Below are 13814 nucleotides of genomic sequence, written 5' to 3'. Positions count from 1 at the left end.
GTTGTGGGCACTGCTGCGCGACCAACGCGAGTTCACCCACGGCAACCCGGCCCCGGTTGCTGCTGCGGCTTGACATGGTCATTGAGAGTCCTTCGATTGGTTGGGACACCACGACGTTCGGGCACGACCGCGGGTCGCGTATTGAAGAAATGTCAGCGTGCACGGCTACTCATACAATCGACGTGTGCCTTGGGACATCGCTCGACCGGCGCGGCCACCCGCCCTGCGCGGCGTCGACATGGCCGGATTCCATGTGCACGGGGACGGCCCGGACCAGGTGCGTGTCATTCCACATCCGGCGATCACGGTGATCGTCGAGTTCGGCGAGTGCGGCTTCGAGGTCCGCGACTCGACGGGCCGTAGCCATTCGGGCAGTCTTACGCTCGGCCTCGCCGGCACCGCGCTTCCGGTCCGCGTCGACGCCGTCGAATGCGTCCAGATTCGCCTGGAACCGGTTGTCGCCCGGGCAATCCTCGGCTTCCCGCTCGCCGAGCTGGGCGGAACCATCATCGGCTTGGACGACATCTGGGGTCGCGAGGCGGGGTGGCTGCGCGAGCGCCTGCACGAGACGCCGAGCTGGCCCGACCGGTTCGCCCTGGTCGACACCGCGCTGTCCGCGCGGTCCCGGCACGACCAGCGCGTCGACCCTGAGGTCGCCTGGGCATGGCGGCAGATCGAACTCAGCCGCGGCCGTTTCCGCGTCGAGCGCCTCGCCGCCGAGCTGGGCTGGAGCCGTCAACGACTGTGGTCACGCTTCGGCACGCAAATCGGCCTGACCCCCAAACGCGCCGCCAAACTTGTCCGCTTCGACCACGCCGTCCACCGCCTCGTTCAAGGACATTCCCCCTCCCGAGTAGCAGCCGACACCGGCTACGCCGACCAATCCCACCTCCACCGCGACATACGCGAATTCACCGGCGTACCCCCCACCGCCGCAGCCACCGAACCCTGGCTCACAATCGACGACCGAGCCTGGCCGTCGACGATCGCGACATAATCCGGCGCGACGTTCGAGCTGGGCGGCGCGGGCCTCAGCGGATGTCCTCCCAGCGCCGCGGTGCTCTCCGCGTGACACGCAGAATATCGGCAAACTTGGGAAGCGCCCGGCCATTCGCGGGACTTATGCAGTGTGACCGTGGGGCCGAGATCGCTACGCGTCTGCGGGCAGGATCCGGAACGAGCGGAAACCGGGCGTCAATGGTTCGATGGCTCGGAAGTCGCGCTGGTCCAGGGTGAAAATGCAGTCGGTCTTGTATTTGTCGGCGAGCGCGACGCCGACCGCGTCGGCGAGGTTTAGTTGCAGTCCTTCGTATTCGGCTCGCACCGATTGCGCTGTAGACAGGTCGACGTGCTTCAACTCGGCAAGCCGGTAGCGGCCGTCGATGGCTCGGCCCAGCAGTGCGTCGGTGATCTTCATCGCCGCGGTGAAGCCGAGGTCGCGGCGGGTCAGGTGATCCAGCTCGGTCAGCACCAGCGGCGATATGACCAGGGTTTCGCGCTCCATCACGCGCAGCGTCTGTTCGTGTTCATCTTGGTCGGCGTCGAATGCGGCGAAGAGCGCCGAGGTGTCGGCGACGATGATCATCGACGGGCCGATCGCTGCTTGATCTGCCGGTAGACGTCCTCGCGCATCTCGTCGGCGCTGCGCGAGCGCCCGCTGTGGAAGACGGGCAGCGGTGCGTCGTTGCGTGGCCGGTCGGACGCATCCAACAGCATCGCAATGCCGCGGCTGTCTGCGCAGGGATTCGGCCTCGTAAGGATTGCGATAGCTGGTCGCAGGCACAGCGCTGCCGCGCCGATCACGTTGGCGGGGCAGCGCTGTGGAGGTGCCTGACCTCGGGCTCGGAACCGGAGGTTCAGTGGAGAATCGGGAAGTTGGCGCGGAATACGCCGTGTGGGTCGCGGGCCTGCTTGAGCTTTCGCAGTCGGTCCAAGGTGCCGGTGTCGAAAACCTCTGCGGCACTGTCGCCGGCGGACAGGACGGTGTACGGTTTGCGGCCGCTGACTCGCGCGCCCAGATCGGCGACGATGCGCTTCTGAGTGGCGAGTACCGCGGCAACGGTGTCCGGATCCGAGCCGGTGGCCTGCAGCGACAGTGCGTAGGGCTCCGCGAACGGTGGAACCGCGCCTCGGGTGGGCTCGGCGAGCGCACCTCCCAACTGCCGGAGCTGGATGCCCATCAGCGGATCGATCGGTCCGTGCAGCAGGATCTCGGCGGCGGTCTCGTCCAGTGCGGTCAGCAGTTCGGTTCGCAGCAGTCCGGGGCCTGGCGCGGTGGGCTCGTTGACGATGGCGCCCAACTCGGCCGGGGACAATTCCCGGCGCGTGTCCGCGAGGATGCCGTCGATCGTGTCCAGCCGTCGCAGCAGGTCCCGTCCGCGCGCCGGTTCGCCCAGGTAGGCGGCGGCGATCGCGATCACAGGCGGAGCCTGCGGCAGCTCCAGCCGATTGAGCCAGACCGTGAGTTCGGCCGGTGCGTGATCGGTGATGTCCTGGAAGGCCGCACGGACCGCCTCGGTCTGCGCGGCCGGCCAGGCGATCAGGCCACCGAACAAGGCCGGAGCCGCGAACAGATCGAACTCCACTGCCGTCACCAGTGCGAAATCCCCGCCGCCGCCGCACAGTGCCCAGAACAGCTCCGGGTCGGATTCCGCGGTGACCCTGGCCTGCCGACCGTCGGCATCGACGATATCGAAGGCCCGGACGCTATCGGCCGCCCAACCGTATTTACGGCCGAACCACGACAATCCGCCACCGAGGGTATAGCCGACCACGCTGACCACCGGGGAACTTCCGGCCAGCCCGGTCAAGCCGTGCCGGGCGGCCGCCGCCTGCACTTGGCCCCAATTGGTCCCCGCGCCGACGCGGGCACGTCGCCGGGCCGGATCCACCTCGATCCGATCGAGTCGGCGCGTGCGCACCAGGATGGCGCCGGCGGTATCACCGGAAGCGCCGTGGCCGTTGGGCTGAGCGGTCACCGACAGGCCCGCGTGGCGCGCGTAGCCGACCACGGCGGCCATATCCTCCGCGTCTTCGACGTGCACGACGGCCGCTACCGGCTGGTCGATATTGAGGTTCCACGGCGTCCGTGCCGTATCGAACGCTTCGTCACCCGGCAGCAGTACCCGTCCGCGCACGACGGATCGCAAGGTGTTGTGTGACATGTTCATTCCCTTCGCTACAGAAATATTCACCGCGTCGTGCCCGACCCGATGGACGGCACCCGGTGCCGGGTGGCCGGGTCGGTTGCCGGGGAGATGGGTGTGGGCATCGGATAGGCCGCTTCGATATGGGCGGCGGCCGTCAGCGCGCGGCGCTCGGTGAATGGGGCGGTGATCAACTGGACACCGATGGGAAGACCCTCGGCCGATACACCCGCTGGGACCGTGACCGCGGGCAGGGCCAGGTAGTTGGCGGCGATCGTGAGGCGATGCGCCGCGTACATGGTCGCGACTTGTGCGGTGCCGCCGAGGTCGTAGCCGACCGGCCACGGCAGTTCGTCCGAGACCGGGCCGAGCACGATCGGATGCTCCGCGAGGAAGCGGGACCAGGCCGCGCGGCGGGTGAGGCGCTCACCCAGCGCGGTCATGTAGCCCGCCAGATCCAGCGGCGGGAACAGGTCGATCGCCGCGTCCACGAAAATGTTCAGTCCCGCGCTGCCGACTCGCCGCATGGCTTCGCGGCGCTGGACCACCACCTCGGTGGAAACCAATCGGCCGTAGTCCGCCGCCACCTCGCCCAATTGCGGCGGATCCAGTTCGGCTACCGGATACCCCGCGCGTTCGAGGGCGTCGGCGCAGCCGAGCAGCGCTGCCCGCACCTGCGGATCGATATCGTCACCGAGCGTGACGGCGACCGCGGGCGGGGCGGTATCAGTCGCGTCACGCACTGGAATCCATCCGGGATCGCGCAGATCAGCGCTGTCGCTGAGTACCTCGAAGGCAGTCGTCAGATCGCGCACGGTGCGCGCCAACGGCCCCGGTGCCGCGAACAATTGATTCGTCGGCGCTGGTGCGGCCCCGGACAGGCTCGAGGCCACCGCCACCCGGCCGGGTGTGGTGCGCAGGGAGGCGACTCCGCAGAACGCGGCGGGTACGCGCAGTGAACCGCCGAAGTCGGTGCCCAGACCTAGGGGTGTCATGCCGGTAGCTACCGCGGCGGCGTCACCGCCGCTGGAACCGCCCGGGCTGCGAGTCGGGTTCCACGGATTCACCGTCGGGCCCGCCTCGTCGTTGTCGGTGTGCCAGCGAGTGGCGAAGTCCGGCATGTTCGTTCGTCCGATGACGATCGCCCCGGCTCGCCGCAGTGCGGACACCGCGGGTGCGTCCGCTACCGCGACGGCCTGTCCGAAGGCCGCCACGCCCCAGGTGGTCGGGCTGCCCGCGACATCGAGGTTGTTCTTGACGGTGACCGGGACCCCGTGCAGCGGCCCCGTCGGCCCCCTGCGGTCGGCCGCGGCCGCCTCGGCGCGCGCGGACTCGCTGAATACCGTGGTGAGGGCGCCGATCTCGGAATCGGCCTGCTCGATGCGCTCGAGATGCGACTCGACGACCTGGGCCGCGGTGACCGCGCCCTCGGCGATCAGCGCCGCGAGCGAGACCGCGTCTTGCGTCCACAGTGCGCTGTCCTGGCCGGTGTTCACAATGCCTCCTGTTCGGCGAATACCGCTGCGCTGTGCGGTGTTCGACTGTCGTCGATGGATTTGCCGACGGTGATGAAGAAGAGGACCAGCCCGACGGCCAGCAGGATGTGGCCCACGCCCGCGCCGAGCGCGATCGCCTCACCGCTGCTCTTACCCAGCACGGTGAGGGTGCCGTGCAGCGTCATGGCCGCGACGGTGATGGCCAGGCCGATGTTGTACAGCCAGAAGAACCAGCCGTACAGGCTTCCCCGGGCGCTGAGCGTGAACTGTTTCTCCAAGGCCAGCACGATGAGGAAGAACAGCATGCCCAGCGCCAGCACGTGGGTGTGCACGACGCCGAGCTGCGACTGCCCGGTGAAATGTTCGACCTTGGTGATCTCGCGGTAGTAGAGCCCGGAGATCAGGCCGATGATCATGTAGATGTGAGCGGTATTGAGCAGTGTCTTCATCGGGCGCTCAACGATTTTCCCGGCGCAGCAGCAGCGCGCCGGCGGCGGCCACCAGGCCGGCGGTGAGACCGTGCACGCTCAGGGCGGTCGCGGTGGAGCCGCGGCGCACCAGGATGGTGAGCATGTCGCCGGTCGGGATCAGGGCGATGGTGAGCAGGGTCGCGCCGAGGGTGCGGCGCTGCCCGGCCGCGACCAGGACCAGCATGATCAGACCGATGCCCACATCGCGGACGCCTTTGACGTTCAGGAAGCCGTTGGCCTCGCCGCGCGGCCAGTCGGTGAAACCGAAGCCCGGAGCCATTCGCTGCGGGGCGAGCAGATAACCGCCGCCGACGGAGATGATGAACCCGGCTCCCAGTACGGCGCCAGCCGTACCGAGACGTTCGCCGAGTCGGCGGGAACCACGCACGGAAACAACTGTTTCCGTGTTCGAAGGAACAGACATGAGCACTCCTGGATCGGTGGGATACGTGTCCCGAGCATCCAGTGCCGCCCGTACCGTTCGCTGACAGCTGTTGTCAGCGAACGGTACGCAGCAGTTCGAGCACCGCCTCGTCCGGAAGCCGGGCGCCCGCGAGGAATTCCGCGCTCAGGCGCACGGGCCCGAGCGCCGCTTCCGCTTGGTCGAGCGCCCGCCGCCGGAACGGTCCGATGCGGATCACCCCGGCCCTCCGGTTGATCCGGTCGGTGGCGCCGAGAATGCGGGCCGCCTGCTCCGGGGCGTCCTTCGCCAGAGCGACAAGGGCGTAACCGATACCGACCTCGGCCAGCAGCGCCGCCGAGGTCTGGGCGGCCAGATCTCGGGGCATGGCCAGCTCTCGCAGCGCGTCGTCCGGCCGGCCCGCCGCGACCAGGGCCGCCGCGTGCGCGGTGCTCACGAAGGCCAGGTTCACGAAGCGGACGGTATCGTGGCGTCCCGCGGGTGGCGGGCCGTCGGGGAGCGGATGCTCGGACATCCGCCGGTACAGTTCCATCGCGCGGTCGTTGTCGCCGCGCAGGTGCGCCAGGTGCGCCTGCGTCGCCGCCAAGAAGCGCCCAGGTGCGGGGATGATGTGCGGGGTGATCAGGGCCTCGGCGTGGTCGATATAGGTTGCCGCGACGTCGGTATCGCCGCCGACCAGGTACATCTCCGCCGCGAAGAGCAGCACGCCCATGCGCTCACCGGCGCCCAGGTCGGGGCTGAGCAGTTCCAGCGCGCTCGCGATCAGCGGACGGGCGCTGTCCAGGCCGAGCATCCGGGTCCGGTAGCTGGCCAGGGAGATCAGGGCGCGGCTGTGTGACCGGGCGTCGCCGTGCGCGCTCAGGCAGGTCAGCGCCGCCTCCAGAGTGGGCAGGGCACGGGCCGGATGGTCGCCGCCCAGTTCATCGAAACCTTTTGCTATCAACGCATTACCGCGCAGCCACGGATCGTCGGAGGTGGTGCACGCGGTCAACAGGCTGTCGTCGTCGCCGAGTAGGTCACGCAGCGCCAGTATGAGCACGAACATCGGGTGCGGAGGTCGATCCTCGGTGAGGGCCGCGCGGGTCAGCCGCTCGAATCGTCCCGTGTCGTCTCGGATCTGACCCCACCAGATGTTGGTGAAGTACGCCGGCAGCTCCTCGGCGTACCGGCAGGCCAGATAGGCCCCGGTGCACCCCGGCGGCGGTGTGTCGTCGAGCAGTGCGAGGACCTCGCGGCGGCGTTCGGAGATGTCGCCATGCAACCCGCGCAGCAGCCAATACCAGACGAGATTCGCGTACAGGCGAACCGCGCGCTCGCCGTCGCCGACGTCCAGCGCCCACCGCAGTGCGGTCTCGCAATTGCCGTGTTCAGCGATCAGCCGCGCGAGCCAATCGGGTTGTGCGGTAGTGCGTAATCCGTGGGCGGCGGCGTCAGCGAATTCCGAGAAGCAGTCGGCATGGATGCGGGCGACTTCGTCCGCATCGCCGGCGGCGGTCAACTCCGCTGTCGCATAGGCTCGGATGGTCTCCGCCATTCGATAGCGCTGTCCATCGAAGTCGACCAACGACTTCGTCACCAGTGAGGTGACCGTGTCGATGGCGTCCGGACCACACACCGAAGTAACGGCGTCCAAGGTCGCGCCGCCGGCGAAAATCGAAAAACGCCGGGCTGCCGCGGCTTCCGCGTCGGTGAGCAGCCCCCAGCTCCAGGCGACGGCCGCGTGCAAGGTGCGATGGCGCGGGACCGCGTGGCGAGTACTGTTGGTGAGCAGCCGGAAGCGATCGGTGAGTCGGGCGCTGAGGTCCGGTAGCGGCAGGCTCCGCAGGCGAGCGGCGGCGAGTTCGATAGCCAGCGGCATGCCGTCCAGGCTGCGCACGATGGCGCGGATATCCGCGGAATTGATCTCGGACAGCGCGAAATCCGGGAGTGCCGCGGTGGCGCGGTCGACGAACAGCCGGACCGCGGGCGATGCGGTGACCGCCGCGATATCCGAGTCGGCTTCGGGCAGGTCCAAGGTCCGGACCGGACACAGTCGCTCGCCGTCCACGCCGATCGGCTCCCGGCTGGTGGTGAGCACCCGCAGCAGGGGCAGCCGCTGCAATAGATCGTGAATCAGGCGCGCGGTCGCCTCCACGACATGCTCGCAGTTGTCCAGCACCAACAGCATTCGGCGGCCGGACAGCGTCCGCTCCAGTACATCGGCCCATTCCGTGGACAGTTCATCGGGTCGCTCGAACTGAGCGAGCGCGTTCGCTATCGCCACTCCGACTGCGTTCACGGCCGGCCGGTCGGGCCGCTCCCGCTCGAGTGCGGCGAGTTCGACGAAAGCGAAACCGTCCGCCCAGTCCTCGGCATGCGCCCCGACCGTCTCGGCGGCCAGCCGGGTCTTCCCCACGCCCCCGGTACCCGACAGTGTCACCAGTCGGGCCTCGCGCAGCGCCCGTCGCACTCCTTCCACGTCGCGTCCGCGTCCGACGAAGCTGGTGAACCGCCTGGGCAGCAGCGGTGCGGACGCGCCGCTGGTTCGCGATGCTTCCGTAACTCCCGTTGGACCCGATCTGGCCGCCGTCGCGATCGCAGGTTCGTCGACTACGGGATTACGGGGTGCGTTCGTGTGAATTTCGGCCAGGGCCGAGCGCAGGACCTCGGCGGGTGTCGTGCCGAGTTCGTCCAGTAACAGGGTCTCGGTCCGCTGGAACTGTTGTATCGCCTCGGAGGTTCGTCCCGCTGCCGCGAGCGCCCGCACCAGTCGTGCGGCCAGCGTCTCCCGGAACGGATGTGCCGCTACCTCCGTGCGGAGCTCACCCAATACCTCGCCGCCTCGGCCCAAGGCTCGAAAGGCGTCCGCTCGCAATTCGACCGCCTCGAGCCGCTGTTCGGTCAAATGCAGTGCCGCGACCCGCAATGCCTCCGATTCCCCCGCATCGCTCAACGGCTCCCCGCGCCATAGGGCGAGCGCGGCATCGAAGCACGCGATGGCTCGTTCGGCCTCACCGGCCGCCAGCAATGCCCGCCCTGCCTCGACCTCACGCCCGAACCGATGCGCATCGACGTCCTCGGGCGTGAGTTCGAGCACATACCCGCCCCCGTCATGCCGCACCGTGCCCGGTGCCGCCGCGCGCAACCGACTCGCCAGAGTCTGCAACGCGTTCCCGGCCCCTGCCGGCGGGTTCTCCCCCCACACCCCGTCCACCAGCCGCGCCGCCGGCACCACTCGCCCGGCTTCGAGCGCCAGCAACCCCAGCAATGCCCGCACCCGCGGCCCCCCGACCGACGCCTTCCTCCCGTCTGCGGCCGCCACCCGCACCGGACCCAATAGCTCTACCAGCATGAATCGTCCATCTCGCGATCGATCCTGCGTGGCGCCCCGACCTCTCGTCAACCCGGGCGAACTGGGACCTCTCCGCATTGCGGCTATCAACCGCCTCGAACTGTCGGCGCACGCCGACCGGCGCGGTCTGTCGTCGATCATCACCGAGATCGGCGCGTGTGACGTGATGCTGCGCCAACGGATTTCGCTACCGCGTACCCGATCGGGTGCTTGCTCGGTGTGTATTCGTCACGGACATCGGGCAGGATATTCCAACCTGGTGAAGTGCTGTCGGCGGTTTCCGCGCGGCACTGTGACGTGAGGCTTGACGGCGAATGAGTGACGAAACGGAACCGATTCCGGTCGTGGTTCCCCGGTCCGGTGGTCGTCATGCTCGGCCGGAAACGCCCGTCGAAGGGGTTCGCGAGGTGTCGGCCCGCGCCGCGAGCGCCCGGCCTTCACACCGGGCGGGAGACCGAGGTGAGTCTCGTGCCGAACTCGGCGGATCAGCCGCGGACGGTTCGCACGCAGGGCGGGAGAACTCGGCAACGGCGACTCGCGGTGCCGGTACGCGACCGATGGGCTCTGGTGGTGATCGGCGCGCGGAGGCGACCGACCCTGCCGAGGGCCCCACCGACCGGTATGTGCCGGTGCGGCCCACCCGCCGCACTCGGACCGCGCGGTCGTCGTGGCAGGCCAGGGTCGCACGGACCGCCCTTCGCCTCGTCGTTGCCGCTACCTCGGTGGTCGTTGTATCGGGCACCGGATTCGCCTACTACACCGAGCGCGCCGTCGATGACGGGTTCGCCCGGTCCGGGGCTATCAGTTCCGAAGACGCCGCCGCGCTCGACGGCGACATGAACATCCTGCTCATCGGGCTGGACACACGCAAAGACCGTAACGGCAACGACCTACCCAAAGACATCATGGACCGGTTGCACGCCGGTGACGGCAGCGAGGGCGGCTACAACGCCAATTCCCTGATCCTGGTACACATTCCGAAGGATCTGAAGAGGATCACCGCCTTCTCCATCCCGCGCGACGACTACGTCGCGGTCACCGGGATCCCCGGCTACGACCACGCCAAGATCAAGGAAGCCTACGGGCTGAAGAAGGTGGCGGTCGAGCAGAAGCTCGCCAACCAGGGCGTCAAAGACAAGGTCGAACTGGAACGCCAGGGCCGCGAGGCCGGCCGCGAATCCATCGTGCAGACCGTGAAGGCACTGACGGGAGTACCGATCAACCGGTTCGCCGAGGTCTCCCTCGTCGGCTTCTACGACCTGGCCGCCATTCTCGGCGGCGTCGATGTCTGTCTCAATCACGCCGTCGACGACGAGTACTACTCCGGCGCGGTGTTCCCGGCCGGACCCCAGCATCTCGATGCCGCCAACGCGTTGTCGTTCGTCCGGCAACGTCACGAACTCGACAACGGCGATCTCGACAGGACCCACCGCCAGCAGGCGTTCCTCACCTCGGTCGCCAAACAACTCGCGGAGTCCGGCACACTCACCAACATCGGCAAACTGCAGCAATTGATCAACGCCGCACAGAACGATGTGGTGCTCTCCCAAGGCTGGAACATGCTCGACTTCGCGCAGACCATGGGGAAGGCGGGTTCGATTCCGATCGAATTCCAGACCTTGCCGGTGCAGGGCTACCAGACCATTGACGGCCAAGACGTCAACGTCATCGATCCGGCCGCCATCAAAAAGACGGTGCGCACGGCGTTCGGTGTGCAGGCAGCCACGCCCGCCGCACTCACGACCACACCCACCAGTACCGTCGACGTCGTCAACGCGGGCGGAGCGGCAGGTATGGCCGCCAAAGTGTCGACAGCGTTGGCCGACAAGGGATTCGGCAAAGGAGACATCGGCAACGCCGCCTCCACCGATGGTTCCGGCTCGGTCGTCTATTACGGCACGGGCGCCGACACCGACGCCACCCAGGCCGCGAACTTGCTCGGCGGGCTACCGACAGCCGTGTCCAAGAATATCGACCCCGGCCACATCAAGATCGTGATCGGCAGCGACTTCACCATGCCCGACGAATTGAGTGCGGGCACATCGACGAGTTCCACCACACCGACCGGCACCGCCTCGTCCACCGGTGCCACCACCTCCACACCCGCCGACGCGGCACCCGACTCCGGTAAACCAGTCACCACCAGCATCGGATCCAACATCCCCTGCGTCGACTGAGGTTGCCGCCGTGGACGCCTCCGGCCCGGCCTGGTCGGTGCGGCATCGGGCAGACGAGTGTGCGCCTACAGCTAACGCGTGGTCATCTGATGGCGGCACGCGACAGCGTGGAGCGTGGACACGATCTCGGCTGCACCGATGAATTTCTTGTGGATCCGTCGTCGATACCTGTGGATACACCGACAGCGGTGGGTCAGAGCAAACGATCCGGACAGTGATCCGGCCGGGTGAGCGGGAGGCGCAGTGAGCGGTACCAGGGTATTGGTGGCGGGGGCGAGTATCGCGGGGCCCGCGTTGGCCCACTGGCTGCGCCGGCGAGGGGCCGAGGTGACCGTGGTGGAGCGGGCCCCCGAACTGCGTCCCGGCGGGCAGGCGGTGGACGCGCGTGGGGTGACCAAGGAGGTCATCCGGCGGATGGGGCTGGACGCGGCGGTGCGCGCGGCCTGCACTGAGACGGCCGGCGCGTACACCGTGGACGTGAACGGGAACGTGCTGGAGACCTATCGCGCGGACGACGATGGCGGCGACGGGTACATCTCGGAGATCGAGATCCTGCGCGGGGACCTGTCCCAGGTGCTCTACGACGACACCCGCGACGGTGTCGAGTACGTCTTCGGTGATCGGATCGCCGAGCTCACCCAGGACGCGGACGGGGTCGACGTGGCCTTCGCGGGGGGCGACCGGCGGCGCTTCGAGCTGGTGGTCGGCGCGGACGGGCTGCACTCGGCGCTGCGAGCGATGGTCTTCGGGCCGCGCGAGCGGTTCGTCCGCCACCTCGGGCACGTGCTGGCTTTCTACAGCGTGCCCAACGAGTTCGGGCTGGACCGCTGGCTGATCGACTACCAGGAGTCCGGGCGCTCCGCCGGGCTGCGGCCCATCCAGGACGCCACCCGGGCGATGGCCATGTTCTCCTTCCCCTCGGGGGACTTCGATGTCGACTACCGCGACGTCGCGGCCCAGAAGCGCCTGCTGCGCGAGGGGATGGCCGGCATGGGCTGGTTGACCCCGCGCATCCTCGCGCACCTGGACGACACCCCGGACTTCTACCTCGACCAGGTCGCCCAGGTGGTGATGGACCGCTGGTCGAGCGGTCGGGTGGCTCTGCTCGGGGACGCCGCGTTCAGCTCGTCACCGATGTCCGGTCAGGGCACCGGGCTGGCTCTGGTCGGCGCCTACCTGCTGGCCGGAGAGCTGGCCGCCGCCGGGTGGGACCCGGAGGCCGGGTTCGCCGGCTACGAGGTGCGGATGCGCTCGTTCGTCGAGGCCAACCAGGAGATCGCCCAGTTGAACGCCCGCAGCCGCGACGTCCCCGGGCCGGACGCCGAGCCGAGCCCCGATTTCACCGAGGAGTGGTTCTCCGAGTTGGTCGAGCGCGCGATCAACGGCGTCGAGCTGCCCGACTACACCGGGGTGCCGGACTCCGGGGCCACGGCCGGACCGCCGATCACTTTGTCGGCCAAGCCGTAGGTGTCACATAACGTGTCGAGAGGGACGACGCTTCGGTAGGCCACCGCCCGACTACGTCCGCTCATGCCGCATACCGCGCGGATCTGCGCTGGTCAGCGTAGCCATCGGCAGATCAAAGGGCTTGGGGACTTTCGTCGGATGGCGGTGTAAAGCATCCGCCGGGTGCTTTCGGGGCGGCGCGACGCCCAGCTTGTGTTCATCGATTCCGTTGTGACACTTCGGTACCCGGGTGTCGATCGGGGGTGCGCAGAGGAGCGCCGACATGGTGCAAGTGTCCCAGCGCCTCGCGGTACGAGGAGATCAGCCCGGTTTCGTGGTACGGCACGCCGATTTCGGTGCAGTAGTCGCGGACGATCACCTGGGCATGACGCAGGTTCGGCGTCGGCATACTCGGGAACAAATGATGCTCGATCTGATAGTTGAGCCCGCCGAGGGCGAGGTCGGTCAACGCGCCACCCCGTACGTTGCGGGAGGTCAGCACCTGTCGACGGAGGTAGTCGGGGCGGTCGTCGCCGGTCAAGGTCGGCATGCCCTTGTGGTTCGGGGCGAAGATGCAGCCCATGTACAGGCCGAAGAGGCCCTGGTGGACAGCGAGGAACACGACCGCTTTGTCGGCGGGCAGAACCGCGAACAGTGCGGCGAGGTAGGTGGCGAAGTGGACGAACAGCAACGCGCCCTCCGCTCCGCGGTGTTTGACCGATGGATTTCTCAGCGCTCGAACGCCTGCCACATGGAGGTTCAGGCCCTCCAACAAAAGGAGGGGGAAGAACAGGAACGCCTGCGCCCTCCCGATGAGACGAGGCAGACCGCGGCTGGACCGTGCTTGCCGCTGTGACCAGACCAGAATGTCGGGCGCGACATCGGGGTCGAGTTCCTCGTGGTTCGGATTGGCGTGATGCCGAGTGTGCTTGTCCTGCCACCAGCCGTAGCCCAGACCGATGCCTGCGTTGCCGACGACTCTTCCCACGAGCTCCGTCGGCTGCCGTAGCCGGAAAACCTGGCGATGTGCGACATCGTGCATGACCAGCGCGATCTGAGCGAACGTCACGGCCATGAACCCCGCGACCAGCAGCGTCCACCACGAATCGCCGATGAGGACGAACGCTGCCCAGCAGGCTGCGTACGCGACCCCCACGAGGCCGAGCCGGACGGCGTAGTAGACGGGACGCCGGTTCATCAGCCCCGCGTCGGAGATCCGGCGCAACAGACGGGCGTAGTCACCGTCGGCGCCGCGCCGCGGTGACCGTGGAGCTGACTCGGGGACCAAGGCAGGTGTCGTCATAGATCTTCCTGAGAGCTGAGCCGG

11 protein-coding genes are annotated in these 13814 nt (G+C 68.1%); 3 read left to right on the top strand and 8 right to left on the bottom strand.

Annotation, left to right across the window (positions count from 1 at the left end):
- Positions 1–184: 184 nt before the first annotated feature.
- Entirely contained in the window at positions 185–997 is an 813-nt protein-coding gene (locus tag ACWEH3_RS30745; RefSeq protein WP_450022594.1) for a helix-turn-helix domain-containing protein, read from the top strand.
- Between the two features lie 153 nt (positions 998–1150).
- Here the strand turns inward: ACWEH3_RS30745 and ACWEH3_RS30740 are convergent, their stop codons facing one another.
- The 7 genes from ACWEH3_RS30740 to ACWEH3_RS30710 form a co-directional block, all read right to left on the bottom strand.
- Positions 1151–1585 (bottom strand): type II toxin-antitoxin system VapC family toxin, encoded by a 435-nt coding sequence (locus tag ACWEH3_RS30740; protein ID WP_450022596.1) that lies wholly within the window; start codon positions 1583–1585, stop codon positions 1151–1153.
- Positions 1582–1716 carry a hypothetical protein gene (locus tag ACWEH3_RS30735; RefSeq protein WP_450022598.1) on the bottom strand — a complete coding sequence of 45 codons (135 nt, stop codon included), beginning with the start codon at positions 1714–1716 and terminating at the stop codon, positions 1582–1584. Before ACWEH3_RS30735 ends, ACWEH3_RS30740 begins: the two co-directional genes overlap by 4 nt.
- 140 nt (positions 1717–1856) lie before the next feature.
- The gene (locus ACWEH3_RS30730; protein WP_450022600.1) at positions 1857–3164 is read right to left on the bottom strand and encodes an FAD-binding oxidoreductase; all 1308 of its coding nucleotides are present in this window, start codon (positions 3162–3164) and stop codon (positions 1857–1859) included.
- Positions 3165–3190: 26 nt separating this feature from the next.
- A complete protein-coding gene (locus tag ACWEH3_RS30725) occupies positions 3191–4642 on the bottom strand; it encodes an amidase family protein (protein WP_450022602.1) in 1452 nt (483 codons plus the stop codon).
- Positions 4639–5091, bottom strand: coding sequence for a DUF2871 domain-containing protein (locus ACWEH3_RS30720; protein WP_450022604.1), 453 nt, complete (start codon positions 5089–5091; stop codon positions 4639–4641). The genes ACWEH3_RS30725 and ACWEH3_RS30720 overlap by 4 nt, the downstream gene beginning before the upstream one ends.
- 7 nt (positions 5092–5098) lie before the next feature.
- Positions 5099–5536 carry a DUF4267 domain-containing protein gene (locus tag ACWEH3_RS30715; RefSeq protein ID WP_450022606.1) on the bottom strand — a complete coding sequence of 146 codons (438 nt, stop codon included), beginning with the start codon at positions 5534–5536 and terminating at the stop codon, positions 5099–5101.
- Positions 5537–5609: 73 nt separating this feature from the next.
- The gene (locus ACWEH3_RS30710) at positions 5610–8864 is read right to left on the bottom strand and encodes an AfsR/SARP family transcriptional regulator (protein ID WP_450022608.1); all 3255 of its coding nucleotides are present in this window, start codon (positions 8862–8864) and stop codon (positions 5610–5612) included.
- A gap of 557 nt (positions 8865–9421) precedes the next feature.
- Here ACWEH3_RS30710 and ACWEH3_RS30705 point away from each other — a divergent pair.
- Positions 9422–11041 carry an LCP family protein gene (locus tag ACWEH3_RS30705; RefSeq protein WP_450022610.1) on the top strand — a complete coding sequence of 540 codons (1620 nt, stop codon included), beginning with the start codon at positions 9422–9424 and terminating at the stop codon, positions 11039–11041.
- Positions 11042–11284: 243 nt separating this feature from the next.
- Positions 11285–12508 (top strand): FAD-dependent monooxygenase, encoded by a 1224-nt coding sequence (locus ACWEH3_RS30700; RefSeq protein WP_450022612.1) that lies wholly within the window; start codon positions 11285–11287, stop codon positions 12506–12508.
- 196 nt (positions 12509–12704) lie between these two features.
- Here the strand turns inward: ACWEH3_RS30700 and ACWEH3_RS30695 are convergent, their stop codons facing one another.
- Positions 12705–13790: a fatty acid desaturase family protein gene (locus ACWEH3_RS30695; protein ID WP_450022614.1), complete on the bottom strand. Its 1086-nt coding sequence runs from the start codon at positions 13788–13790 to the stop codon at positions 12705–12707.
- Positions 13791–13814: the final 24 nt, after the last annotated feature.

It is taken from the genome of Nocardia sp. NPDC004718 (genome assembly GCF_053601535.1).
Note: the sequence above shows the minus strand (reverse complement) of the source record. Positions and strands in the feature narration are given on the sequence as shown.

What these genes read in the sequence shown, in the direction of transcription:
- ACWEH3_RS30740 (WP_450022596.1), bottom strand. Translation starts at nt 1,585, where the DNA reads ATGATCATCGTCGCCGACACCTCGGCGCTCTTCGCCGCATTCGACGCC.
- ACWEH3_RS30735 (WP_450022598.1), bottom strand. Translation starts at nt 1,716, where the DNA reads ATGCTGTTGGATGCGTCCGACCGGCCACGCAACGACGCACCGCTGCCC.
- ACWEH3_RS30730 (WP_450022600.1), bottom strand. Translation starts at nt 3,164, where the DNA reads ATGTCACACAACACCTTGCGATCCGTCGTGCGCGGACGGGTACTGCTG.
- ACWEH3_RS30720 (WP_450022604.1), bottom strand. Translation starts at nt 5,091, where the DNA reads ATGAAGACACTGCTCAATACCGCTCACATCTACATGATCATCGGCCTG.
- ACWEH3_RS30715 (WP_450022606.1), bottom strand. Translation starts at nt 5,536, where the DNA reads ATGTCTGTTCCTTCGAACACGGAAACAGTTGTTTCCGTGCGTGGTTCC.
- ACWEH3_RS30710 (WP_450022608.1), bottom strand. Translation starts at nt 8,864, where the DNA reads ATGCTGGTAGAGCTATTGGGTCCGGTGCGGGTGGCGGCCGCAGACGGG.
- ACWEH3_RS30705 (WP_450022610.1), top strand. Translation starts at nt 9,422, where the DNA reads ATGGGCTCTGGTGGTGATCGGCGCGCGGAGGCGACCGACCCTGCCGAG.
- ACWEH3_RS30695 (WP_450022614.1), bottom strand. Translation starts at nt 13,790, where the DNA reads ATGACGACACCTGCCTTGGTCCCCGAGTCAGCTCCACGGTCACCGCGG.